The 23013-nt window shown below is 63.6% G+C and carries 22 protein-coding genes and 1 tRNA gene; 15 read left to right on the top strand and 8 right to left on the bottom strand.

Annotation, left to right across the window (positions count from 1 at the left end; genetic code table 11):
* Positions 1-138: 138 nt before the first annotated feature.
* A complete protein-coding gene (locus RHIZ70P_RS14105) occupies positions 139-567 on the top strand; it encodes an RrF2 family transcriptional regulator (RefSeq protein WP_115671213.1) in 429 nt (142 codons plus the stop codon).
* Positions 568-653: 86 nt separating this feature from the next.
* On the opposite strand, the gene RHIZ70P_RS14100 is transcribed toward RHIZ70P_RS14105, so the two are convergent.
* Positions 654-1490 carry a ferritin-like domain-containing protein gene (locus RHIZ70P_RS14100; protein ID WP_115671038.1) on the bottom strand — a complete coding sequence of 279 codons (837 nt, stop codon included), beginning with the start codon at positions 1488-1490 and terminating at the stop codon, positions 654-656.
* Between the two features lie 156 nt (positions 1491-1646).
* Here RHIZ70P_RS14100 and RHIZ70P_RS14095 point away from each other — a divergent pair, with 156 nt between their 5' ends.
* The 8 genes from RHIZ70P_RS14095 to RHIZ70P_RS14060 all read left to right on the top strand — a co-directional run bounded on the left by RHIZ70P_RS14095 (position 1647) and on the right by RHIZ70P_RS14060 (position 11870).
* Complete coding sequence (locus tag RHIZ70P_RS14095) at positions 1647-3962, top strand: NosR/NirI family protein (RefSeq protein ID WP_115671036.1); 2316 nt, start codon at positions 1647-1649, stop codon at positions 3960-3962.
* Between the two features lie 24 nt (positions 3963-3986).
* The gene (gene nosZ, locus RHIZ70P_RS14090; protein WP_115671034.1) at positions 3987-5906 is read left to right on the top strand and encodes a TAT-dependent nitrous-oxide reductase; all 1920 of its coding nucleotides are present in this window, start codon (positions 3987-3989) and stop codon (positions 5904-5906) included.
* Positions 5907-5938: 32 nt separating this feature from the next.
* Complete coding sequence (locus tag RHIZ70P_RS14085) at positions 5939-7279, top strand: nitrous oxide reductase family maturation protein NosD (protein WP_235842234.1); 1341 nt, start codon at positions 5939-5941, stop codon at positions 7277-7279.
* Positions 7276-8190, top strand: a complete 915-nt coding sequence (locus RHIZ70P_RS14080; RefSeq protein WP_115671032.1) for an ABC transporter ATP-binding protein — start codon at positions 7276-7278, stop codon at positions 8188-8190. The genes RHIZ70P_RS14085 and RHIZ70P_RS14080 overlap by 4 nt, the downstream gene beginning before the upstream one ends.
* Positions 8187-9014: an ABC transporter permease gene (locus RHIZ70P_RS14075; protein WP_115671031.1), complete on the top strand. Its 828-nt coding sequence runs from the start codon at positions 8187-8189 to the stop codon at positions 9012-9014. The genes RHIZ70P_RS14080 and RHIZ70P_RS14075 overlap by 4 nt, the downstream gene beginning before the upstream one ends.
* Entirely contained in the window at positions 9011-9586 is a 576-nt protein-coding gene (locus tag RHIZ70P_RS14070; protein ID WP_115671029.1) for a nitrous oxide reductase accessory protein NosL, read from the top strand. The genes RHIZ70P_RS14075 and RHIZ70P_RS14070 overlap by 4 nt, the downstream gene beginning before the upstream one ends.
* Positions 9579-10592, top strand: a complete 1014-nt coding sequence (locus tag RHIZ70P_RS14065) for an FAD:protein FMN transferase (RefSeq protein WP_115671027.1) — start codon at positions 9579-9581, stop codon at positions 10590-10592. The genes RHIZ70P_RS14070 and RHIZ70P_RS14065 overlap by 8 nt, the downstream gene beginning before the upstream one ends.
* 231 nt (positions 10593-10823) lie before the next feature.
* Entirely contained in the window at positions 10824-11870 is a 1047-nt protein-coding gene (locus RHIZ70P_RS14060; protein WP_115671025.1) for an MBL fold metallo-hydrolase, read from the top strand.
* Between the two features lie 7 nt (positions 11871-11877).
* Here the strand turns inward: RHIZ70P_RS14060 and RHIZ70P_RS14055 are convergent, their stop codons facing one another.
* On the bottom strand, positions 11878-12294 hold the full coding sequence (locus RHIZ70P_RS14055; protein ID WP_115671024.1) for a winged helix-turn-helix transcriptional regulator: 417 nt from the start codon (positions 12292-12294) through the stop codon (positions 11878-11880).
* 130 nt (positions 12295-12424) lie between these two features.
* Here RHIZ70P_RS14055 and gstA point away from each other — a divergent pair, with 130 nt between their 5' ends.
* The 4 genes from gstA to RHIZ70P_RS14035 all read left to right on the top strand — a co-directional run bounded on the left by gstA (position 12425) and on the right by RHIZ70P_RS14035 (position 14371).
* On the top strand, positions 12425-13030 hold the full coding sequence (gene gstA, locus RHIZ70P_RS14050; RefSeq protein ID WP_115671022.1) for a glutathione transferase GstA: 606 nt from the start codon (positions 12425-12427) through the stop codon (positions 13028-13030).
* A gap of 2 nt (positions 13031-13032) precedes the next feature.
* A complete protein-coding gene (locus RHIZ70P_RS14045) occupies positions 13033-13416 on the top strand; it encodes a nuclear transport factor 2 family protein (protein ID WP_115671020.1) in 384 nt (127 codons plus the stop codon).
* Complete coding sequence (locus RHIZ70P_RS14040; RefSeq protein ID WP_115671019.1) at positions 13416-13634, top strand: tautomerase family protein; 219 nt, start codon at positions 13416-13418, stop codon at positions 13632-13634. The genes RHIZ70P_RS14045 and RHIZ70P_RS14040 overlap by 1 nt, the downstream gene beginning before the upstream one ends.
* Before the next feature lie 404 nt (positions 13635-14038).
* Complete coding sequence (locus RHIZ70P_RS14035) at positions 14039-14371, top strand: four-helix bundle copper-binding protein (protein ID WP_115671017.1); 333 nt, start codon at positions 14039-14041, stop codon at positions 14369-14371.
* Between the two features lie 157 nt (positions 14372-14528).
* Here the strand turns inward: RHIZ70P_RS14035 and RHIZ70P_RS23445 are convergent, their stop codons facing one another.
* The 5 genes from RHIZ70P_RS23445 to RHIZ70P_RS14010 form a co-directional block, all read right to left on the bottom strand.
* The gene (locus RHIZ70P_RS23445) at positions 14529-16340 is read right to left on the bottom strand and encodes an ABC transporter ATP-binding protein (protein WP_115671211.1); all 1812 of its coding nucleotides are present in this window, start codon (positions 16338-16340) and stop codon (positions 14529-14531) included.
* Between the two features lie 8 nt (positions 16341-16348).
* The gene (locus RHIZ70P_RS14025) at positions 16349-17227 is read right to left on the bottom strand and encodes a metallophosphoesterase family protein (protein ID WP_115671015.1); all 879 of its coding nucleotides are present in this window, start codon (positions 17225-17227) and stop codon (positions 16349-16351) included.
* 65 nt (positions 17228-17292) lie between these two features.
* Positions 17293-18849 (bottom strand): ABC transporter substrate-binding protein, encoded by a 1557-nt coding sequence (locus RHIZ70P_RS14020; protein WP_115671013.1) that lies wholly within the window; start codon positions 18847-18849, stop codon positions 17293-17295.
* Between the two features lie 94 nt (positions 18850-18943).
* On the bottom strand, positions 18944-19867 hold the full coding sequence (locus RHIZ70P_RS14015) for an ABC transporter permease (RefSeq protein ID WP_115671011.1): 924 nt from the start codon (positions 19865-19867) through the stop codon (positions 18944-18946).
* A 15-nt stretch (positions 19868-19882) separates the two neighbouring features.
* Complete coding sequence (locus RHIZ70P_RS14010) at positions 19883-20812, bottom strand: ABC transporter permease (RefSeq protein WP_115671009.1); 930 nt, start codon at positions 20810-20812, stop codon at positions 19883-19885.
* 166 nt (positions 20813-20978) lie between these two features.
* Between RHIZ70P_RS14010 and phnF the strand changes: the two genes are divergently transcribed.
* Positions 20979-21716: a phosphonate metabolism transcriptional regulator PhnF gene (phnF, locus tag RHIZ70P_RS14005; protein WP_181904027.1), complete on the top strand. Its 738-nt coding sequence runs from the start codon at positions 20979-20981 to the stop codon at positions 21714-21716.
* 370 nt (positions 21717-22086) lie between these two features.
* Here phnF and RHIZ70P_RS14000 read toward each other — a convergent pair.
* A tRNA-Gln gene (locus RHIZ70P_RS14000) sits at positions 22087-22161 on the bottom strand.
* A 246-nt stretch (positions 22162-22407) separates the two neighbouring features.
* Here RHIZ70P_RS14000 and RHIZ70P_RS13995 point away from each other — a divergent pair.
* Entirely contained in the window at positions 22408-22968 is a 561-nt protein-coding gene (locus RHIZ70P_RS13995; RefSeq protein WP_115671005.1) for a type 1 glutamine amidotransferase domain-containing protein, read from the top strand.
* The last annotated feature ends 45 nt before the right edge of the window (positions 22969-23013 follow it).

Raw genomic sequence — 23013 nt, 5'->3', positions numbered from 1 at the left:
TAAGCGACAGGAACCGTCCGCCAGCCAAGCCGGACGCCCGCCCTGCGCCGATTTGACAAGAAAGCATAGAAAACCGTATATATTTGCTGCACGGCACAATCCTGTGACCGCGTCATGACAGACGGCTTTGGCAGCGCGATGCAACTGACACGCTTTTCCGACTATGGCCTGCGGCTGATGATGATGGCCGCCGCCAACGGCGAGCGGCGCATCACGATCGAAGAAACCGCCCGAACCTTCGACATTTCACGCGCCCATCTGATGAAGGTGGCGCAGCTGCTGGTGCGCGAGGGCTTTCTCAAGGCGGTGCGCGGGCGCGGCGGCGGTCTCACCCTAGCGCGGCCCGCCGAAAGCATCACCATCGGCGCCGTCGTGCGGGCCACGGAAAGCGATTTCGCCATCGTCGAATGCATGGGGCCCGGCAACCAGTGCCGCATCACGCCGGCTTGCCGGCTGCGCGGCGTGCTGGGCGAGGCGCTCGGCGCCTTCCTCCAGGTTCTCGATCGCCATACGCTTGCCGAACTGGTCCTCAGGCCCGAGGATTTCGGCTTCGCCAGGGCGGCATAAGATCTTCAACCTGCCGGCACTGCCTTGCCGGGACCGGCCGGCGTCGCGGATGGCTGGCGCCTATCAAGATAGCGCCGTATCCCGGCCTATTGCCTGACGGCCTGCAGGCAGGCGATCATCTCGCCGGCGCAAGCCTGGGCCCTTAACCGCCCGTCCTCTTCCTTTTCCCGCTCGGCAAGATCGAGATAACAGTCGAGCAGCAATTCGCACAGCGGCACCAGCCTTGCGTCCGCCCCTTCCGGTACGGCATCCAGCACTGCCGACCTGCCGAAGGGCCTCGCCACGGCCGCCGCACTTCGCGCCTGCGCTGCCTCGGCCAGGGCGCGAAACCGCTCGGCCTCCTTGCCCGCAACCCGGAGCGCCCGCGCCTCGAGATGGTCGGAGAGGCGAAGCTCCAGGGCGGCGATCTCGCCGCGCGCCGGGCTTGCGCCGGAACGGCGCAGGTCATGAAACGCCCGGCGTCGCTCGCGCCGCAAGGTCGCGACATGGCCAAGCTCCTCCCTCGCCATCCGCTCCGCCGCCTGACGGATCTCCTCGGACGGCGCGTGGGCCGAGACATAGCTCCAGAAGACGAAGGCGCGCTCCTCGTTGCGCACCGCCATGGAAAAGGCGCGGTAGGAATTGAGGAGTTCGGGCGCGACGAAGGCTGCGCCCTCATCGTCGAACATCGGCTCCTGCAGGGCAACCGGCGGCGGAACGGCGACGTTCGAGTGCGCGATCCAGCGGTCGACGGCCCCGAGATGGCCCTCCTCCTCCGCCACCAGCCTCTCGAAGACGGCAGCCAGATCGGGCCGGTTCTCGTGTCGCATGCGCTCGGCAAGCGCCACATAGCCGGCGATTGCCTCCTGCTCCATCGCTCTGGCGAGCGCCAGAAGTTCGTCCATCGTCTCGACTGCCCAAGGCTCGTCTCTGCTGTCCGTCATGGCACTCCCCCGGATCGGTCACAAGGCCTCACTCAACCGCTGTCATTATGCCGAAAAGATACCTTTTGTATATTTGATTTGAATCAACGAGTTTTTGCTTTAGGCTGAATAAACACAGCGTTATCGCACGAGCACCCGCAGAAAAAGACGAGGCCGATGACAAAGAGCGCGACACTTCAGCACCGCATTCCTTCGCTCCCGGCCTGGTTCGCAATCCTCGTGATCGCCTTCATTGCCGCCCTTTCCTTCGCCTCTCCCGGCCATGCCGCCGGCCAGCTCGCCACCTATCTGGAGAAGGTCGAGCCCTCTGAATTGTTCGACGGGGCCGACCGATTCGGCGAGCTGAGCGGCGATCCACCGATCGCGCCCGTCATGCGCGGCGACGAACTGCTCGGCTATGCCTATCTCAATTCCGACTTCTCCAGTTCGATCGGCTATTCGGGCAAGCCGATCCACATCGTCGTCGGCATCGATCCCAAGGGCGTGATTCGCGGCTTCAAGCTGGTCGACCACAAGGAGCCGATCGTGCTGATCGGCATCCCCGAGGAAAAGGTCGTCGCCTCGATGAACGCGCTCATCGACAAGGACATGGGGCGCGTCGCCTCTGGCGCCGAACGCCCGCCGCAGGTCGACATCGTCAGCGGCGCGACCGTCACCGTTCTGGTCATGGGCGACAGCGTGTCGCGCGCCGCCGTCCAGCTCATTCGCAGCAATCGCTTGGGCGTGGACCTGGCGACCGGCGTTGCCGCCGCGACCGAGACCCGCAAGCTCGACCTGTCGAAGACCGAGACCAGCGACTGGCAGACGCTTTTGGGTGACGGCTCGGTGCGCAGCCTGCGCATGACGGTCGGCGAAGTGTCCGAGGCCTTCCGGCAGGCAGGCCAGACGATCGCCGCCGACAAGCCCGAGACCAAGACGCCGGGCGACCGCTTCATCGATCTCTACCTCGCCCCCGTCAGCGTTCCGACCATCGGCCGGACCCTGCTCGGCGACGCGGCCTATGACCGACTGGCATCGCGGCTGAAGCCGGGACAGACGGCCCTTCTGGTTGCCGGCGACGGCGCCTATTCGTTCAAGGGCTCGGGCTATGTGCGCGGCGGGATCTTCGACCGGATCGAACTCCTGCAGAACGGCCAGGGCGTGCGCTTCCGCGACCGCGACCATACCCGCCTGCCCGCGCTCGCCGCCGACGGCGCGCCGCGCCTGCGCGAGATCGCGCTGTTTGTCGTGCCCGCCGAATTCGCCTTCGACGTCACCCAGCCGTTCGAATTGCAGATGCTCGTGCAGCGCAGTGCCCAGGGACGCGACAAGTCCATTCTGCCCTATAACCTCTCCTACATCCTGCCCGACAGATATGTGACGATCGAGCAGATCCCCGCCCCTGCCGCAGTCCCGGCGCCGGCCACCGCGGCACCGGCTGCTCCGGCAACGGGCGCCGGCAGCGACCAGTTGACCGACCAGCAGATCGCCGACGGCCAGCCGCTGTGGATGCGCATGTGGGACATGAACCGCATCAATATCGGCATCACCATCGCCGCGCTGATCGTGCTGACCGCCATCTTCTTCTTCCAGGACTGGCTGGTGAAGCGTCCCATTCTGTTTGCATGGGTGCGCCGCGGCTATCTGCTGTTCACGCTGGTCTGGCTCGGCTGGTATGCCAATGCGCAGCTGTCCGTGGTCAATGTACTGACCTTCGTCAACTCGCTGATCACCGGCTTCAACTGGGAATTCTTCCTGTCGGCGCCGCTGATCTTCATTCTCTGGGCCGCGGTCGCCGCCGGCCTCTTGTTCTGGGGGCGCGGGCCGTTCTGCGGCTGGCTCTGCCCGTTCGGCGCGCTTCAGGAACTGACGAACAATCTGGCGCAATGGCTGAAGGTGCCGCAGGTTCGCCTGCCCTGGGGCCTGCACGAACGCCTCTGGCCAATCAAATACATGATCTTCCTCGGCCTGTTCGGACTGTCCCTCTATTCACTGGCGCTCGCCGAAATGTTCTCCGAGGTCGAGCCGTTCAAGACCGCGATCGTTCTGAAATTCGCCCGCGAATGGCCCTTCGTCATCTTCGCGCTGACCATGCTGTCGGCCGGCCTGTTCATCGAGCGCTTCTATTGCCGCTATCTGTGCCCGCTCGGTGCGGCGCTCGCCATCCCCGGTCGCATCCGCATGTTCGAATGGCTGAAGCGCTATCCCGAATGCGGCTCGCCGTGCCAGCGCTGCGCCAAGGAATGTCCCGTCCAGTCGATCCATCCGGAGGGGCAGATCAATGTCAACGAGTGCATCTACTGCATGCACTGCCAGGAACTCTACCATGACGACCACCGCTGTCCGCACATGATCCAGGTGCGGCTGAAGCGGGAGAAATTCATGGCCCTTTCGTCGCCGGCCACGCGGGGAGACATCCCGCCGAAGGTCGCCGTCACCCACAATGGCGCACCGATCGGCAAAGCCGACGGCGCGTCCGAACAGCCTGCGTGATCAACCAGCCAAGGAGAGGCAATCATGTCAAACGAAGAAAACCAGATGCGCTTGAACCGGCGCCAGATGCTGGGATCCACGGCTTTCGTGGCCGCGGCCGGGGCGGCGACCGTCGGTGGCGCCATCAGCCTCACCGGTGGTTCGGCAACGCCGGCGGCAGCACAGGACTCAGACGAACACAGCTATGAGGTCAAGCCGGGCGAACTTGACGAATACTACACCTTCTTCTCCAGCGGCCAGTCGGGCGAGGTCCGCGTCGTGGGGCTGCCGTCGATGCGCGAACTCATGCGCATACCGGTCTTCAACCGCTGCAGCGCCACCGGTTGGGGCCTGACCAACGAAAGCCGCAAGGTCCTTCTCGAAGGCATGCTGCCGGAAGACCGCGAATTCATGGCGGACCAGGGCGGCATCTTCCTGAACGGCGACCTGCACCATCCGCATCCGTCCCAGACGGACGGGACCTATGACGGCCGCTATCTCTATGCCAACGACAAGGCCAATACGCGTGTTTGCCGCATCCGCCTCGACGTCATGAAGTGCGACAAGATCATCCAGCTGCCGAACCAGCATACGGTCCACGGCCTGCGCGTGCAGAAGTATCCGAAGACCGGCTATGTCTTCTGCAACGGCGAAGACCGCGTGCCGATCCCGAACGACGGCAAGATCCTCGACGATCACAAGCAGTATCACGCCATCTTCACCGCGGTGGACGGCGAGACGATGAAGGTCGCCTGGCAGGTCATGGTTGACGGCAACCTCGACAATGTCGATGCCGACTATCAGGGCAAGTACTGCTTCGCCACCTGCTACAACTCGGAGGAAGGCGTCAATCTCGCCGAGATGATGGGCAACGAACAGGACTGGATTGTCGTGTTCAACCTGAAGCGCATCGAGGAAGCGGTCGCCAAGGGCGATTTCAAGGAAATGGGCGGCGTTCCGGTGATCGACGGTCGCAAGGGCTCGCCCTATACCCGCTACATCCCCGTGGCCAACAGCCCGCACGGCATCAACACCGCTCCGGACGGCATCCACGTCGTGGCCAACGGCAAGCTGTCGCCGACCGTCACCGTCTTCGACGTGCGCAAGTTCGACGATCTGTTCGACGACAAGATCAAGCCGCGCGACTGCGTCGTCGCCGAACCGGAACTGGGCCTTGGTCCGCTCCACACCGCCTATGACGGCAAAGGCAATGCCTATACCACGCTGTTCATCGACAGCCAGGTGTGCAAGTGGAACATCGAGGACGCCAAGAAGGCCTATGCCGGCGAGAAGGTCGATCCGATCCGCCAGAAGCTCGACGTGCACTACCAGCCGGGCCACAACCACACGTCCATGGGCCAGACCAAGGAAGCCGACGGGAAGTGGCTGATCTCGCTCAACAAGTTCTCCAAGGACCGCTATCTGAACGTCGGGCCGCTGAAGCCGGAGAACGATCAGTTGATCGACATTTCCGGCGACGAGATGGTCATCGTTCATGACGGCCCGTCCTTTGCCGAGCCGCATGACGCGACCATCGTGCATGCCTCGAAGATCAACCCGGTCAACGTGTGGAACCGCGAGGACCCGTTCTTCGCCGATGCGGTGGCACAGGCCAAGGCCGACGGTGTCGACCTGATGGCCGACAGCACCGTCATCCGCGACGGCAACAAGGTGCGCGTCTATATGACTTCGGTCGCTCCGGCCTTCGGGCTTGAAAGTTTCCAGGTCAAGCAGGACGACGAAGTCACCGTCTACGTCACCAATATCGATGAAGTGGAAGACCTGACCCACGGATTTGCCATCATCAATTACGGCATCAACATGGAGGTTCCGCCGCAGGCCACCGCCTCGGTCACCTTCAAGGCCAAGAAGCCCGGTGTCTGGTGGTATTATTGCTCGTGGTTCTGCCATGCCATGCACATGGAGATGAAGGGCCGCATGTTCGTCGAACCGAAGGCGGCATGATGATCCTTCGTCCACTGACGAAAAGACTTGGAATGGCGGCCCTCCTGGCCGCCATTCCAGCCATGGCAGCGGCGGCGGAACGCATCGTTTCGCCGGCCGGCCCGGCATTGCAGGAGGTTGTCGCCCAGGCGGCGCCAGGCGATGTGCTGACGCTCGAGCCGGGCGAATATGCCGGGCCGATCACCATCGCCAAGTCGCTCACACTTGCGGGCAAGCCAGGCGCCACCGTCATCGGCAACGGCAAGGGCAGCGTGGTGACGATCGCCTCGCCCGGGGTCACCGTGCGGGGACTTTCGGTGACCGGGTCCGGTCGAGACCTGACCTTCCGGGATTCCGGCATCTATGCCGCCAAGGAAGCGACCGGTGCGATCATCGAGGACAACACCGTCACCGACAACATGTTCGGCATCTATCTCTACGGCGCGGTCGATTCCATCGCCCGCAACAACCGGGTCGTCGGGCTGAAGTCTGGCCGCATGAGCGAGGTCGGCAGCGGCGTCACCATCTGGAACGCTCCCGGCGCCAAGGTGATCGGCAACGACATCCGCTTCGGCCGCGACGGGATAGCCACCATGGCCAGCAAACGCAACGTCTTCAGCCACAACCGGTTCAGCGACCTGCGCTTCGCCATCCACTACATGTACACGAATGACAGCGAAATCAGCGACAATGTCTCGATCGGCAATTCGGTCGGCTATGCCATCATGTTTTCCAACCGGCTGAAGATCACCGGCAACATTTCCGACGGCGACCGCGACCATGGGCTCCTGGTCAATTCCGCCAACGGTTCGGAGATCCGCGACAATGTGGTGATCGGCCGGCTGCAGCCGATCGATCGTTGGCTCTCGGCCGGGCAACAGACCGGCGAGCACGGTGTTCCCGCCTCTGATGGCACAGACGCGGCCGTCCTCGGCGATCAGCGCCTCGGGCCGCAAAAATGCGTCTTCCTCTACAATGCCAACCGCAACCGATTCATGGACAACAGCTTCGAGAACTGCTCGATCGGCATCCATTTCACCGCGGGTTCCGAGGGCAACCGCATGAGCGGCAACGCCTTCGTCAACAACCGCAACCAGGTCAAATATGTCGGAACGCGCTATCTCGACTGGTCGGATGAGGGCCGCGGCAATTACTGGAGCGACAATCCGGCCTTCGATCTCGACGGCGACGGCATAGCCGACAATCCCTACCGACCGAACGACCTGATCGACCAGGTGCTGTGGACCTCGCCGCAGGCAAAGATCCTGATGTCGAGTCCGGCCGTGCAGGTCATCCGTTGGGCGCAGGCCCAGTTCCCTGCTCTCCTGCCCGGCGGCGTGGTCGACAACCATCCATTGATGGCGCCCATCGCGCCGAAGAAAGCACTTCAATGACGGCGACTGTGAGTACCGCCGGCGTTTCCAAACGCTATGGCGCAGTTCAGGCGGTGAAGGACGTGAGCTTCACGCTCAATGCCGGAGAGACCATTGCGCTCGTCGGCCATAACGGTGCGGGAAAGACGACGCTGATCAAGCTGATGCTCGGCCTGATCCGTCCGACCACCGGGACCATCAGCGTGCTCGGCGAAGACCCGGCGCGCGGCGATTTTCATGTTCGCCAGCGGCTGGGATACCTGCCGGAAAGCGTGTCCTTCCATATGGCGCTGACCGGGCGCGAGACGCTTTCCTTCTATGCCCGCCTTAAGCGCGTGACGCTTTCTTCCGCCGACGCCCTGTTCGAGCGCGTGGGCCTCGCACAGGAAGCGGCCGACCGGCCGGTGCGCACCTATTCCAAGGGCATGCGCCAGCGCCTCGGGCTTGCCCAGGCGCTGCTCGGGAACCCACGCGTCCTCTTGCTCGATGAGCCGACCAGCGGCCTCGATCCCGCGCTGCGGCGCAATTTTTACGACCTGATCACCGATCTGCGCGCCGCCGGCGCCACGGTGCTCCTGTCGTCGCATGCCCTGACCGAACTCGAGGACCGGGCCGATCGCGTCATCATCGTCGATCGCGGCATCAAGATCGCCGACGGCACGCTCGACGAATTGCGCGGCATTGCCCGCCTGCCGACCCGCATCGGCGTTCGCTTGGCGGACACGGGCGCCAGCCCCGGATGGACGCGCGGCGGCACCGAGTGGAAAGGTGGCGCAAGCGGCCTGTTCGAGGCCAATGTGGCGCCCGAGGACAAGATCGCCCTGCTCCATGACATGACGGCCGACCCTTCCCTGCTCGCGGCGCTTTCGGTTGCCGAACCGACGCTCGACGAGCTCTATGCGCATTTCCTCAAAGGGCAGTCGCCGACATGACGAATTTCCTCATCATCGCCCGCAAGGAGATCCAGGAAGGCCTGCGCAATCGCTGGGTGCTGGCGACCACCCTTCTGCTTGCGGCGCTGGCTTTGACTCTCTCCTTCCTCGGCAGCGCACCGACCGGCAATGTCGGCGTCAATCGCCTCGACGTGGTGATCGTCAGCCTGTCAAGCCTGACCATCTTCCTCGTGCCGCTGATCGCGCTCCTGTTGTCGCACGACGCGATCGTCGGCGAGACCGAGCGCGGCACCATGCTGCTGCTCTTGAGCTATCCGATCGGCCGCAGCGAGGTGATCTTCGGCAAGTTCCTCGGTCATCTGGCCATCCTCGCCTTTGCAACAGCAATCGGCTACGGCGCGGCGGCCGGCGCCCTGACCATCACGGGAAGCGAAATCGCGGCCGACAGCTGGCGCGCCTTCCTGTCCATGGTCGCCTCCTCCGTCTTGCTCGGGGCCGTCTTCCTCGCCATCGGCTATCTCACCAGCACGCTGGTCGGCGAACGCAGCACGGCGGGCGGCATTGCCATCGGCATCTGGCTGTTCTTTGTGCTAATATACGACATGGCACTGCTCGGCGGGCTGGTCGCGGCCAAGGGCAAGGCCGTGCCGGCCTTATGGCTCGACCTTCTGCTGCTCGCCAATCCGACCGATGTCTACCGCCTGCTCAATCTCGCATCGGGCAATGCCGGCGCATTGTCGGGCATGGGAGGGATCGCCGCCCATACCGGCCTCACAGCCCCGGTCCTGGTCGCCACGCTGGCGCTGTGGACGATCGTGCCTCTCGGCTGGGCTACCGTCATTTTCTCAAGGAGGGAAGTATGAGACTTTCCATCGCCATCGGCGCACTCGCCGCCTCGCTCCTGCTTGCCGCCTGCAACGACAAGGAGGAAGCCGCCATGCCGCCCCCGTTTGCCCTCACAGAGGAGGCCATGGGGCGTTATTGCGGCATGAACGTGCTCGAACATGCCGGCCCCAAGGGTCAGATCATCCTGGAGCAGATCCCGGAGGCCATCTGGTTTTCCTCCGCCCGCGACACGATCGCCTTCACCATGCTGCCGGAGGAGCCGCGCGACATCGCCGCGATCTACGTCTCCGACATGAGCAAGGCGACGAACTGGGACAAGCCCGGTGCAGAGAACTGGATCGACGCGAGGAAGGCCTTCTTCGTCATCGAAAGCGCCCAGCGCGGCGGCATGGGCACCGAGGAGGCCGTTCCCTTTTCCAGCGAGGCCGACGCCAAGGCCTTTGCCGAAACGCACGGCGGCCGGCTGGTCTCGTTCGACGCCATGCCCAAGGATTACATCCTCGGCTCGGGCAGCGAAGCCCCGACCGACGGCTCCGCCTTCGACCCTGAGGCCAATAGCGACAACGCGGAAGGACACGATCATGGCTGAACCGATTACGCGCCGCCGGGCGATGACCATCATGGCCGCCGCCGCCGGCCTGCCGCTCATTCCCTTTGCCGGGGCGGCATTGGCCGCGGCCGGACCCGTCGTCTGGAAAGGCCAGGCGCTCGGCGCGCCGGCCACCTTGGTCCTCAATCATCCCGACCGGGCCAAGGCCGAAAGGCTGGTCGTCAGGGTCGTCTCCGAGGTCGACCGGCTGGAATCGGTGTTCAGCCTCTATCGGAAGAACTCCGCTCTGACCGAGCTCAACCTCATGGGCGCGCTCGCCGCACCTCCGGGCGAACTCGTCGCCCTGCTCGCGACCTGTCACGAGGCCTGGAAGACCAGCGGCGGCGCCTTCGATCCGAGCGTGCAGCCGCTCTGGTCGCTCTATGCCCGCCACTTCTCCAAGAAGGGATCGGATCCGGCCGGACCATCGCGGCAGCAGTTGGACGAGACCCTGCCGCTGGTTGATTTTTCCCGCGTGCGCTTCAATCGCGACCGCATCGCCCTTCCCCGCGCCGGCATGGCGCTGACGCTGAACGGGATCGCCCAGGGTTATATCACCGACCGGGTGGTCGCGCTTCTGCGGGCCGAAGGCGTTACCAGCAGCCTGGTCAGCATGGGCGAAAGCCGGGCGATCGGGGCGAAGGCCGACGGCAGTCCCTGGCGCATCGGCCTTGGAGAAACCGAGGACGAAGCGACACCCGACACCGTCGCGGCAATCATCGACCGCGCGGTTGCAACCTCGAGCGCCTCGGGCTTCCATTTCGACACGGCGGCCCGCTTCGGCCATATCCTCGACCCGCGGCTCGGGAGCACCGCGCCGAAATACCGGCGCATGACGGTGATCGCCCCGGATGCGACCACGGCGGACGCGTATTCCACCGCCTTCAGCCTTCTCGAGCCGGACGCCATCCGCGCCATCCTCGACTTCGAGCGGGACATCTCGGTCGACCTCGCCATGGTGTCCGGAGACCGCCTGCGCCTCGGCCGCCCGGTCGATATTCGCTGACCGCACCGCGCGCGGCAGGGTGCGCAACGCGTTCTGCCGGGCCGACGGTGCCAACCCTCGGCAAGCCGTTCGGAATGCGCGGGAGAGAACCGCTACCCGCGACAGCGGTTACCGTGCGGATACCCGATACTGAAAGGAACTAAAAGTTCTCAGATTACTTTAGGTGATCACTTGGCTAGACCGGACGTGCAGTGCAACTCCAGTGAGTTGACGGCCACGAAAGGAAGTCAGATGAAAACCACCCTCATGGCGGGCATGGTCCTGCTTTACGCGACGAGCGCGCTGACCGGCGAGCTTCACCCCTATCACGGCGCCGCCGACATCGCGCCACCCATGGCACGCAACGATGCCTATGATGCCGTCCATGCCGAGGGCCTCGGGCCGCTCGTCGACGCAAAGAAAGGCTACCGGATCGAGGATCTGGGCGCCGGTGCCTTCATGGTCACCGAAGGTATCTACCAGATGATGATCCTGCGCACGGGCACCGGCCTGGTCGTCGTCGATGCGCCGCCCTCGATCGGCGACAGGATAATGGCTGCGGCGAACGAGATCGCACCCGGCCAGCCGATCACCCACCTCGTCTACAGCCACGCGCATGTGGATCATATCGGCCATGCCGGAGCCCTGCTCGCGGCGAATCCGGGACTGACGATCGTCGCGCATGGCGAAACAGGCGCTATCCTTCAGCGCGCCAACGACAAGAGCCGGCCGCTTCCGACCGAGGTCTTCGACGGAACAGACAAGCCGTTCTCCCTCGAAGTCGGCGGCGAGACCCTGCGGCTCAACTATTCCGGACCGAACCACGAACCGGGCAATATCGAGATCTGGCACGAGAAGAGCCGCACGCTCATGCTGGTCGATGTCATCTTCCCGGGCTGGATGATGTGGCGCCGCATGGCGATCGCCCACGACATACCCGGCGTCTTCGATCTCGTCGGCGGCATCAACGCGAAATACGACTATACGCGCCTGATCGCCGGACATGTCGGGCGGACGGGCACGCGTGGCGACGTCGAACAGCAGCTGGCCTTCATGACCGACCTGCACGCCGCCGCCGCGACGGCGCTGGGTTCGACCACGCCGGGCGAAGGCATGCGGACGCAGGACAAGACCAACCCCTGGGCGGTCTTTGACAATTACATCGACCGGGTGACGGTGACCTGCGTCGCGTCGCTTACGCCGAAATGGCGCGACAAGCTCTCTGCCTTCGACGTCTTCATCTACGACCAGTGCATGGCGATGGAGCAGAGCATTCGCGTCGACGGCCCGAGCCTTTGATGCCGGCTTAAACGGCGGCGGGCAGCTCCATGTCGGTGGGGCTGCCTTCGACCTCCACGGTTTCCGAGGGCGGCGCAGTGCCGCCCTTCTGCTTTGCCTTCAGGCGATAGCCGACATCGACGATCGCACGGATGGCAGGCAGGAACTCCTGTCCATGCTCCGTCAGCTTGTATTCGACCGAGGGCGGCGAGGTCGGCATGACAGTGCGACTGATGACGCCGCGCTCCTCCAGTTCCCGCAGGCGCTGCGTGATGACCTTGCCCGAGACGAGGGGAATGTCGGCGCGCAGCTCGGAGAAGCGGCGCGGCCCCGACGAGAGATACCAGAGGATGTTGGGCGTCCAGGCGCCACCGAGGACGGCCATGCATTCGGATAGCGGACACAAGGGCGTCGGCGTGCGGTTCTTTCGGCGTTTCAACGGCATGGGCGTCCGATCCGTGCGGGGTGGTGGTTACCGCAGGGATACCGCATTCAGATGGGAACCTCAAGTTCCCAGATTACCTATGGTGACTTTTGAGCTAGATGGGACCTGCAACAGCAAACAGGGAGTTCCCATGAAACTTTACTTCAAGCCCGGCGCCTGCTCCATGGCCTCGCACATCGTGCTGAACGAGATCGGCGACGCGTTCTCGATCGAAGCCGTCGACACAGAGACAAAGCGCACCGCATCGGGCGCCGACTATCTGAAGATCAACGCGAAGGGCAAGGTTCCGGCACTTCAGAGCGACGGCGAGATCCTGACCGAGGGTCCGGCGATCCTGCAATACGTTGCCGACCGCAAGGGGCGGCGGGATCTGGCGCCCGAGGCCGGCACCTTCGCCCGCGCACGCCTGGCGGAAATGCTCAACTTCACCGGCACCGAACTGCATGTCGCTTTCGGGCCGCTGTTCAATCCCGCCGCCGACGAGGGCAGCAAGGCGGCCGCACGCCACGCCGTCGCTGCCAAGTTCGATTGGCTGGAACAGCGCCTTTCCGACGGTCGCCGGTTCCTGATCGGCGACGGTTTCACCATTGCCGATGCCTATGCCTTCGTCGTCACCAACTGGGCCAACTTCACCGGCATCGACCTCAGCCACTGGCCGCACCTTTCGGCCTTCATGGACAGGGTCGCCACACGTCCCGCCGTCCAGAAGACGCTGCGCGCAGAGGGGCTCGTATAAAGATGAGCGATCGCCATTCCCTGGAGGCGGTGGCATCGGTCGTGGAGACCTATTTCGAAGGTCTCCACCATTCGGATACCGATCGCCTTCGCCGGGTCTTTCACCCGCTTGCCCAGTATGTGACCGTGTCGGACGGGACTTTGCTCCACCGCGACATGGACACCTATTTCGACGTCGTCGACCATCGCCCCTCCCCCGCCTCGCGTGGAGAGAGCCGCACGGACGAGATCGTCCCGATCGAGTTCGCCGGCCCCGCGACGGCGCGGGTCAATCTGCGTTGTTCCATCGCCTCGCGGCACTTCATCGATTTCCTGTCGCTGATCCATATCGAAGATCGCTGGCAGATCATCTCGAAGGTCTTTCACTTTTCCGAAGAGGATCGCTGATGCCTTACGTCAACCTGAAAATCACCCGTGAAGGCGCGACGGCGGCGAAGAAGGCGGAATTGATCGCCGGCGTGACCGACCTTCTGGTGCGGGTCCTCAACAAATCGCCGGCCACCACCTTCGTCGTCATCGACGAGGTCGAGACCGAAGACTGGGGCGTCGGCGGCTTGCCGGTGCTCGACTATCGCGCGCGGCTTGCCGGCCCCACGACAGGCTGAACGGATCCGGCGAACCGATCCGACCGCCAAGGGCCCGGGTTCCGCAGTGATGCGGGACCCGGGCCAAATTGCATTCCAGCGAGCCGCGATCGAAATCCGCAGAACGCACAGCAGACTGGTCGGACAGGATGAACCGCCCCGGCAAAACTCGACCGCCCACTGAAGCGATGAACGCCGCTCGGCCCGGTTCGGCTGACGATTCTTGTCGAGTTGAACCGTAATTCGCGTGGTAGGCAGACGCACGCAAATCGGTGCTGCGGAACTTTTCGACACCTCCTTGGTTCTCCGATGAGCCCTTTGGCGGCGATGACGAGTCGAAAATCGCCGCCCTGAGATCATCGATGATCAGACCGAGCAAATCGAACTGTCGGTCTGAGGTCGACAAGAAAGTGAAGGAGTGAGCCATGCATCACATGTCCCCGGAAATGAAGGAATGCATCGACAACTGCCTGTCCTGCTACAGTGAATGTCTCTCGATGGCGATGGGGCACTGCCTCGAAATGGGTGGTAAACACACGGAACCGAAGCACTTCAAGCTCATGATGGCTTGCGCCGAAATTTGCCGGACCTCTGCCCATTTCATGCTGATCGGCACAGAGCATCACAAGCACACCTGTCGAGAATGTGCGGAGATATGCCGCGAGTGCGCCGAAGACTGCGAACGTGTCGGCGACATGCAGAGCTGTGTAGAAGCCTGCCGTCGGTGTGCGGAGAGCTGCGAGCGCATGGCAGCCTAGCAAGAAGCCGGCGAAGGTTCCTGACCTTCTCCGCCTTGCGGCAAGTTCTCTCAGATCGAAACGTCAGTGCGAACTGTATGCGCCGTTTCCTGCCCCATGCGGCTCGCATTGATGCGGTCTTGAAAAGGTCCGTCCGCTGCCAGGCGGACGGACTTTCCTATTGCGCGAGAACCAGGTGATCCGCGCCGACACTCAGATACTCGCTCGCCACCGGCCGATAATCCACGGGACGGATCGGGGTCTTGCGCTCGATCTGGGCGGCTGAGGCACGCTCGCGGCGGCGGCTCGGATCGGCGACTGGAACCGCATCAAGCAGCTGGCGCGTGTAATCATGCCGTGGCCGCTGCAGGACATCATCCGTCGCACCGATCTCGACAATCCGCCCCTGGTCGAGGACGGCCACCCGGTGGCTCATCTTTTCGATGACGGCAATATCATGCGAGATGAAGAGATAGGCGATCCCGTCCTCGCGCTGCAGTTCCTGCATCAGGTCGATGACTTCCGCCTGGACCGAGACGTCGAGCGCCGACACCGCCTCGTCCGCGACGATGATTCGCGGCTTCGACGACAGTGCGCGTGCGATGCAGATCCGCTGGCGCTGGCCGCCGGAGAACTGGTGGGGAAAGCGATCGATGCTGGCGGCCGGCAACCGTACCCGGGCCAGCAGTTCCACCGCCATGTCGCGCCGTTCACGCGCGTTGAGGGCGGTGTGAATGATGAGCGGCTCCGTTACCAGCTCCGCCACGGACATGCGTGGATTGAGGCTGGCATAGGGGTCCTGGAAGATCATCTGCAGGTCCCGCCGCATCGGCCGCATGTGGCGACGCGAAAGCGGCATGAGGTCCTTGCCGGCGAAGAGGATTCGACCGCTTTCCGGCTCTACGAGCTTGAGAACCGAACGGCCGATGGTCGACTTGCCGGAGCCCGATTCACCGACAAGGCCGAGCGTCTCGCCGGCGCGCAGGGTGAAGCTGACATCCTCGACGGCATGAACCCGTGCAACGAGCCGCTTCAGCATGCCTTTGTGGATCGGAAACCGGGTAACGAGGTTGTTGACCTCAAGCACCGTTTCGGCGGCCCGGCCCTCTTCCCTCCGGCGCGCCTCCTCGCCGGCCGTGGAGCGTGGCGCGGCATAGACGGGGGCGCCGGAGCCGAGCTTCGGCACGGCATTGAGCAACTGGCGGGTATAGTCGGCGCGCGGCTGGCGAAACAGCATACCGGTGTCGGCCGTCTCGATCATTCGGCCTTGGCGCATGACGACGACCCGGTCGGCGATCTCCGCGACAACTCCCATGTCATGGGTGATGAAGACGACCGCCGTTCCGCTGCTCTGCTGCAGCTCGCGGATAAGATCGAGAATGCCGGCCTGTATGGTGACGTCGAGCGCCGTCGTCGGCTCGTCGGCGATCAGCAGCCGTGGCGAACAGGCCAGCGTCATGGCGATCATCACCCGCTGGCGCATGCCGCCCGATAGCTCGTGCGGATATTGCGACAGCCGGCGGCCGGGGTCGGAGAGGCGGACGCGGTCGAGAAGGTCGCGCGCCTCGCGCAGCGCCTGACTCGGCGACAGCTGCTTGTGATGGATCAAGGTCTCGCAGATCTGGTCGCCGATCCTCAGCACCGGATTGAGCGAGGTCATCGGCTCCTGGAAGATCATCGAGATGGAATTGCCACGGATGCGCTGCAACTGCGCTTCGCTGCTCGCGGCGAGATCGACGACGCTGTCGTCATCGAGCCGGAAGGCGATACGGCCCTTGTCGAGCCGCCCTCCCTCCCGCTCGATGAGGCGCAGGATGGAGAGGGCGGTGACCGACTTGCCGGAACCGGATTCCCCGACGATCGCCAGCGTCTCGCCGGCAAAGAGATCGAAGGAGAGATCCTGAACCGCGGCCAGCGGCGTGTGGCCCGGACCGAACGAGACCGACAGGTTCTCGACCGAGAGCAGCGGGGTTCTGGCATTGCCGGTCATCGTCATACCTATTCGGCCGCTTGCTGGAGATGGCGAAGCCGGATCTCCGGGTGCTCGTGGAACGGCGGCAGCGGCTCGATCCAGCGGCGTGCAGTCTCTTCGGCATCGAGCGAGACCCGCATGGAATCCTTGCCGAACACGGTCCAGTCGATCCGCTCGGAAAGTTCGAGCAGGGCATAGGAACCGGCGGGCTCGGGATGGGTGGTGAAGGTCTCGGTCAGCGATTGCAGGGTGAAATGCGGCTGGCCGTTGACCATGGTGAGCGTGTTCCAGTGCACGTGGCCGGCAAAGCAGGCGACCGGCACGCGGGCTCCGGCGAGAATGGCACGCACCCGCTCGGCAGCCCCCGGATAGGTCGAGGCGTCCGGATTGCGCTGGAAATAGTAATTGCCGGCCTGGGAATGACCCGAGACGGGAACGTGGCTGAAGATCGCCAGCGGACGCGTTGCATTGCGCACCACGCCGGCCAGCCAGAGCAGGTCGGCCTCCGGCAGGATGAAACCGCCCGGCCTGTGGATCTTGGCGTCGGCCCGCCAGATCACCAGCGTCCAGTCGCCCATGTCGACCGTCGTGCTGGAGAGATCCTGGCCGAGGATGGCGGCGTTCTCGTCGACGCTCAGATAGTCGCGGTCGTGATTGCCGCAGATGTGAAAGCGCGGAACGTTCATGCGAGAAAAGATCGCGGCGACATCCTGCTCCAGTTGCTTGTCCGTCTGCTTGTCGCAATCGGAGATGCGGTCGCCCATGTCGATGACGGCGTCCGGCCTGGTCGCCTCGACGAAACGGGAGAATTCCTCGAGCAGGGAGAGCGCCGAGGAACCTTTCTTGGTGAAGTTGTCCTTGCCGTGATGGATATCGGTGACGATGCAGAGGCGTGTCGTGGCCATGGGAGTTCCGCTTGTGAATGGGAGTGGAACCGGGCGGCTGAGGCGCCGCCCGGCAGTATCGGGTCTTAGTTGGAAGCGACCGAGATCGAGCCGGCACGGAAGTCGAGTACGTAAGGGATGTGGCCCGGCTTCGGAGCCCACTGGATGCCCTTCTGCATGGCCCAGGATTCGTAGGGCTGATAGAGGACGAGCATCGGCGGGTCCTGCTTGATCCGGTCCATCAGCTCGGCATAGGCGGCCTTGCGGTCCTCGACCTTCTCGGAGAAGCGGAACTTCTCCCAGGTCTTGGCATAGGCTTCGTCGGTCTTGAATCGGCCCTCGCCTTCCGACGGACCTTCCGGTGCCCACATCACGCCGAACGAGCCGAAGGGGTCGGCGAAGTACATCGGGTTCGACCAGTTGCGCACCATCATGGTCGGATCTCCGCCCGTCCACTTGTCGTCGACATTGATGCTGGTCTTGATGCCGATCGCATTCCACATCTCGGCGATCGCCTGCATGGCGAGCAAGCCGTTGGTGTAATAGACGGCCGAAGTATCCATGCGGATCTCCTCGCCCTTGTAGGAGGATTCGGCCAGCAGCTTCTTGGCCTTTTCCAGGTCGTATTCGAAGGTCTTCAGCTCCGGCATGTAGAGTTCGCCGAACTGCTTGTAGGTATGGGTCGAGGGGACCACGGCCTTGCCCAGCCACAGCGCCTCGTTCAGCGTTTCGCGATCGACCGCGTAGCTAATCGCCTGGCGGAACTTCGGATCCTTCATCACTTCGTTCTGGGTGTTGAAGATCAGGATGTGGAACAGCGGCGTGACGTCGCTGGCAACCTTCAGATTGCTGTCGGCCTCGATCGTTGACAGCTGGTCCGGCGGCACGTTGGTGATGAGGTCGACTTCCTTGTTCTTCAGCGCCGTGATGCGGCTCGCCATTTCCGGAACGTAGGAGACGGTCACCTTATCGAAGGGCGCCTTGTCGCCCCAGAACGCGTCATGGCGCTCCCAGACGAGCTTTTCGCCGGGCACGAACTGCGCGATCTTGTAGGGGCCGGTGCCGACCGGGGCGAGCGAGAAGGCTTCGAAGTCGGCATCCTCGGCGACGTTCGGATCGCCGGTGAGCGCCTTGGTGTATTTCTCCGGAATGACCATCAGCTGCTGCATGTTGATCAGGGTTTCCCAGAGCGGCTCGGGGCGCTTGGCGACGATGCGGATCGTGTGATCGTCGACCTTCTCGGCGCGGTCGAAATTGCCCAGACGGTCCTTGGCGCGGACGATATAGGGCTTGAAGGTCGGCTTGAGCATGCGGTTCAGCGAGAAGATGACGTCGTCGGCTGTCATCGGGTCGCCGTTCTGGAAGACCACCCCTTCGCGCAGCTTCAACTCCATCACGGTCGGCTCGACGAGCTTCCATTCGGTCGCGAGGCCCGGACGGAACGTCGTCTCGGCGGTCTCCGAATCCTTGTCGATCAGGACGTCGAAGCTGTTGTAGTAGAACTGCGAACCGACGTTGGAGTGGTCGCGGCCCGGATCGAGATAGGGCGGCATGTTGGCCGAGCCGACCTTCAGCTCGGCGGAAAGGGCACTGCCGCTCATGAGCGCGAAAAGCGTCGAAGCGATGATCATCGTGGTCTTCATGGTGGTCTCCGTTGCAGGGCTTGAAAGATCCGGACGGTTTGTCAGGCCGCCGGCAATGAGGTCGGCGGCGGACCGCCGCTTGGGGTCTTGGCGCTCAGCGGTCCCGCAGGCGCACGTCCATACGATCGCGCAGCCGGTCTCCGAGCATTTGCACGACGAAGGTAATCAACAGGATCAGCAGGGCCGGCGCCGCGACGATCCAGGGGGCGGTGTGCATGTAATCCCGGCCGATGCCGACCATGGAACCGAGCGTCGCAGTCGGCGGCCTGAGGCCCAGCCCGAGGAAGGAAAGGCTCGATTCCAGCAGCACGATGTTCGAGAAGTTGAGCGTGAACATCACGACAAGCGGCGAAACCACGTTGGGCACGATGTGCCGGAAGGCGATCCGGAGCGGCGAAGCACCGGCCGCGCGCGATGCCTCGATGAAGGGCATTTCGCGAAGCTTCAGCACCTCACCGCGGATGATGCGGGCATACTGCTCCCAATAGGCGATCCCCAGCACGACGATGAGCACCTGCATGTCGCTGCCGAAGACGGCGACGGCCAGGAGGGCGACAAGGGTGAAGGGAACGGCGATCTGGATATCGACAAGCGCCATGACCAGGGCATCCGCGCGCCCGCCCGCAGCGCCGGCCAGAAGGCCGAGCGTCCCGCCGATCAGCATTCCGATGATCGCGCCGGAAAGGGCGATCGACAGCGTCATCTGCAAACCGTAGAGGCAGCGCGACAGCACGTCTCGGCCGAGTTCGTCGGTCCCGAAGATATGGCCGACCTTCGCGCCGGCAAAACCGACGGGCGGCTTCAACCGCGATAGCAGGCTCTGTGCATTGGGTTCGAACGGCGAAATGAGCGGCGCGGCGAGAGCCGCAAACACCAGCAAGGCGCCCAGAACCAGAACCAGCCGCATCGGCCAGTCCAGTCCGGACCAGACGCGCCGCACCGTGGCCGGCCACCGCAGGCGAGCAAAGAGCGGGCTGCGGGACGTTTCGGGCAAGGAATCAATCGTGGTATCGGACATTTTCGCCACCCTTTCTCACGCGTTCCTTCCGAGGCGGACCCTCGGATCGGCAAGGCCGTAGGCAAGATCAACCAGGAGGTTGATGACGATGACGGCGAGCGCAACGGCAAGCACGCCGAACTGAAGGACCGGATAGTCCCGGCGAATGGCCGCGGAGACCAGGAGCTCGCCAATGCCGCGCCAGGAGAAGACCGTTTCGATGACGACGCTGCCGGCAGCGGCAAGGCCGGCGATCTGCAGGCCCAGCACCGAGAGGATGGTGATGTTGGCGTTGCGCAGCGCATGCTTGAAGATGACGACCCGCTCCGGCAGCCCCTTCGCCCGCGCCGTGCGCAGGTATTCCTGGCTGAGCACATCCAGCATGGCATTGCGCGTGAAGCGCGTCATCCCCGCGATATAGAAGGTCGAAAGCGCCGTGACCGGCATGACGAAGTGCAGCCAGGTGGAATTGCCGGTCGACGGAAGCCAACCCAGCCAGAAGGAGAAGATCAGCAGCAGCAGGATGGCGAGAACGAAATTGGGGATGGCATAGCCGAAGAAGGCGCCCCCCATGATAGCATTGCCGATCCATGAATTGCGATAGATCGCGGCGGCAATGCCCGCCGGCACGGACACCACGAGCGTCAGCAGCACCGCGCCGATCAGAAGCTGCAACGAGGGCCAGACCCGCTCGGCAAAGATGACCGCCACCGGACGCCGCTCGATCAGCGACAGGCCGAAATTGCCGTCCATCAACGACGCGATGTAGCGGACGAACTGCTCGCCGTAAGAGCCGTCCAGCCCGTAATACTCGACGAGCAACTGGCGGTCCTTCGCACCGAGACCCTCGCCGGCCAGGAAATCGATCGCATTGCCGGAAAGCCGGGTGGCGAAAAACACCGCCGTGACGATGACCGCGACGGTCAGGCACGTACGCAACACTCTGCTGATGACGAATTCGAACATTCGCTCCACCTCGTAACTTGTCTAGACTGTATGGACATGTTCTGTTACAGCGATGTTGCCGACACATGATTGTTTTGTGACGCGGCTTGAGCCGGCTGGAAGCACCGGACAAAGAGGGAATACGGCGCGCACAGCGCCTCAATTTCGGTCAGGCAAGGGTCAGCGAATGGACATTTCGAACAACCCCATGTGGCGCGACCGGGAACTGCCGGTCTGGCGGCAAATCGAGGCGGACCTGGAGGTGGACATCCAGACCGGCGTGTTCGGCGCCGGCGAAAGGCTGCCGAGCGAGCATGAACTGACAGCCAAATACGGCGTCAACCGGCATACCGTGCGCCAGGCGCTTGCCAGCCTGGCACAGAAAGGCATCGTCAAGGCACACCAGGGCAAGGGTGTCTTCGTTGCCGACGAACCATTCGAATACCGGCTCGACCGCAACGCCAAATGGAGCGAGGTGGAGAAGCGCTTCGACGGCGGCTCCGGCGGACGGCTTCTCGACAGCTACGAGCAACCCGCCAGCCAGGCGATCGCCCGCGCGCTTCAACTCGAGGTCGGCACGCCGCTGATCGTCACGGAAACCCTGCGCACGGTCGGTCCCGGTATCGCCACCTATGGCTATCACATGTTTGAAAAGCAGAGGTTCGAGGGAATAGCCGCGGCTTTCCAGGAGACCGCGAGCTTCACCCGGGCGCTTGCCACCTTCGGCGTCGATGCCTTCTTCCGCGCCTCGACCTGGATCGACTGCCGCATGCCGCGGCCGCGCGAAGCGGCGGCGCTTGCCGTATCCATTTCGCTGCCGGTCATGATCATGACCTATGTCGACACCGACGGCGCCGGGACACCGATCCTCTATGGCCACGGGGTTTTCCCGAAACGCATGATGCGGATCAGGATCGACACCTGACCGCGCAGTTTCGCATCTGTCCCAAAGCAGCGGAGCCATTTAGACTTCGTCGATGACGGCTCGCGTTCTCGACCTTCCATGCGGAGGATTGAGACAAGACCCGTCGTCGCCGTGAGCGCAATCCCATTGGACGGGGCCAGGATCCTGGTCGTCAGCGCCCGCCATGGCCGCATAATCTAAACCAAACGGTCTCCGGCAAAGCCGAGGCGGTTCACCGTGCAGGAGCGGACGCTTCCCTTGGCGACAGTCATGTACGGCAGTCAATGACGACAATCGCTGACGACAATCGCTGACGACAACGTGTCAAGATCGATTCCAAGCTGACGGAATATGCTGGAAATGCTGGCTTTCGGCTTGAAAAGGAGAGACTTGGCTGGGGCGCCAGGATTCGAACCTGGGAATGCCGGTACCAAAAACCGGTGCCTTACCGCTTGGCGACGCCCCAACGTGCGCGGCGGCGAATAAGCCGCTTGCGGATGGGCGTCTGATTAGCAAAGGCCGGCCCGAGCGGCAATGACCTTGTGACGCTTTTTTTGGAGGCGCAAGACGGTCGAAGGTTTCGGCCGACACAAAGGGCCCTGGCTGGCACGGGTACAGTCGGGGCCAATCCTTTTTGCACGGAACGAATGGCGCCGTCGGGGGTTTTGCCTTGCATCCACCGCTCAACGCAACCAGGCACAAGGAGTTTATCATGCCCTCCATCAATTCCGCACGTATCCTCATTCTCGCCACCGACGGCTATGAGCGCTCCGAACTGCGCTTTCCCCTCGACAAGCTGAAGGCCCATGGCGCCAAGGTCGAAATTGCTTCGCTCAAGAAGGAGCCGATCAAGAGCTGGGACGAAAAGAACTGGGGCGACACGGTCAATGTCGACCACCTTGTCGGCGATGTCGCGGTCGATGACTACGACGCGCTGGTCATCCCCGGCGGCCAGATCAATCCCGATATCTTGCGCGCCGACAAGGGTGCCGTGGACCTGGTGAAGAGCTTCGTGCAGTCCGGCAAGCCGGTCGCCGCAATCTGCCACGGTCCGTGGTTGCTGGTCGAGGCCGGCGCGCTCAAGGGCCGCAAGGCGACGTCCTATGCCTCGATCAAGACCGACCTGATGAACGCCGGCGCGGCCTGGCGCGACGAGGTGGTGGTGACCGACCAGGGCATCATCACCTCGCGCAACCCGAACGACCTCGATGTCTTCGTCGCCAAGATCGTCGAGGAGGTCGAGGAAGGCCGTCACGACCGCCGCGCGGCTTAAGCTGCGCATTCGCGGGCGCAATGAGCGTCATCCGGCTTGCGCACT

Source organism: Paenirhizobium selenitireducens ATCC BAA-1503, from assembly GCF_900492185.1.
Taxonomy (GTDB): domain Bacteria; phylum Pseudomonadota; class Alphaproteobacteria; order Rhizobiales; family Rhizobiaceae; genus Allorhizobium; species Allorhizobium selenitireducens_A.
The sequence above is the reverse complement of the archived record's forward strand: the minus strand, read 5'-3'. Positions and strand labels throughout refer to the sequence as shown.

Excerpts from the sequence above, each read along its gene's own strand:
- RHIZ70P_RS14105 (WP_115671213.1), top strand. The coding sequence starts at position 139 with ATGCAACTGACACGCTTTTCCGACTATGGCCTGCGGCTGATGATGATG.
- RHIZ70P_RS14100 (WP_115671038.1), bottom strand. The coding sequence starts at position 1,490 with ATGACGGACAGCAGAGACGAGCCTTGGGCAGTCGAGACGATGGACGAA.
- RHIZ70P_RS14095 (WP_115671036.1), top strand. The coding sequence starts at position 1,647 with ATGACAAAGAGCGCGACACTTCAGCACCGCATTCCTTCGCTCCCGGCC.
- nosZ (WP_115671034.1), top strand. The coding sequence starts at position 3,987 with ATGTCAAACGAAGAAAACCAGATGCGCTTGAACCGGCGCCAGATGCTG.
- RHIZ70P_RS14085 (WP_235842234.1), top strand. The coding sequence starts at position 5,939 with ATGGCGGCCCTCCTGGCCGCCATTCCAGCCATGGCAGCGGCGGCGGAA.
- RHIZ70P_RS14080 (WP_115671032.1), top strand. The coding sequence starts at position 7,276 with ATGACGGCGACTGTGAGTACCGCCGGCGTTTCCAAACGCTATGGCGCA.
- RHIZ70P_RS14075 (WP_115671031.1), top strand. The coding sequence starts at position 8,187 with ATGACGAATTTCCTCATCATCGCCCGCAAGGAGATCCAGGAAGGCCTG.
- RHIZ70P_RS14070 (WP_115671029.1), top strand. The coding sequence starts at position 9,011 with ATGAGACTTTCCATCGCCATCGGCGCACTCGCCGCCTCGCTCCTGCTT.
- RHIZ70P_RS14065 (WP_115671027.1), top strand. The coding sequence starts at position 9,579 with ATGGCTGAACCGATTACGCGCCGCCGGGCGATGACCATCATGGCCGCC.
- RHIZ70P_RS14060 (WP_115671025.1), top strand. The coding sequence starts at position 10,824 with ATGAAAACCACCCTCATGGCGGGCATGGTCCTGCTTTACGCGACGAGC.
- RHIZ70P_RS14055 (WP_115671024.1), bottom strand. The coding sequence starts at position 12,294 with ATGCCGTTGAAACGCCGAAAGAACCGCACGCCGACGCCCTTGTGTCCG.
- gstA (WP_115671022.1), top strand. The coding sequence starts at position 12,425 with ATGAAACTTTACTTCAAGCCCGGCGCCTGCTCCATGGCCTCGCACATC.
- RHIZ70P_RS14045 (WP_115671020.1), top strand. The coding sequence starts at position 13,033 with ATGAGCGATCGCCATTCCCTGGAGGCGGTGGCATCGGTCGTGGAGACC.
- RHIZ70P_RS14040 (WP_115671019.1), top strand. The coding sequence starts at position 13,416 with ATGCCTTACGTCAACCTGAAAATCACCCGTGAAGGCGCGACGGCGGCG.
- RHIZ70P_RS14035 (WP_115671017.1), top strand. The coding sequence starts at position 14,039 with ATGCATCACATGTCCCCGGAAATGAAGGAATGCATCGACAACTGCCTG.
- RHIZ70P_RS23445 (WP_115671211.1), bottom strand. The coding sequence starts at position 16,340 with ATGACCGGCAATGCCAGAACCCCGCTGCTCTCGGTCGAGAACCTGTCG.
- RHIZ70P_RS14025 (WP_115671015.1), bottom strand. The coding sequence starts at position 17,227 with ATGGCCACGACACGCCTCTGCATCGTCACCGATATCCATCACGGCAAG.
- RHIZ70P_RS14020 (WP_115671013.1), bottom strand. The coding sequence starts at position 18,849 with ATGAAGACCACGATGATCATCGCTTCGACGCTTTTCGCGCTCATGAGC.
- RHIZ70P_RS14015 (WP_115671011.1), bottom strand. The coding sequence starts at position 19,867 with ATGTCCGATACCACGATTGATTCCTTGCCCGAAACGTCCCGCAGCCCG.
- RHIZ70P_RS14010 (WP_115671009.1), bottom strand. The coding sequence starts at position 20,812 with ATGTTCGAATTCGTCATCAGCAGAGTGTTGCGTACGTGCCTGACCGTC.
- phnF (WP_181904027.1), top strand. The coding sequence starts at position 20,979 with ATGGACATTTCGAACAACCCCATGTGGCGCGACCGGGAACTGCCGGTC.
- RHIZ70P_RS13995 (WP_115671005.1), top strand. The coding sequence starts at position 22,408 with ATGCCCTCCATCAATTCCGCACGTATCCTCATTCTCGCCACCGACGGC.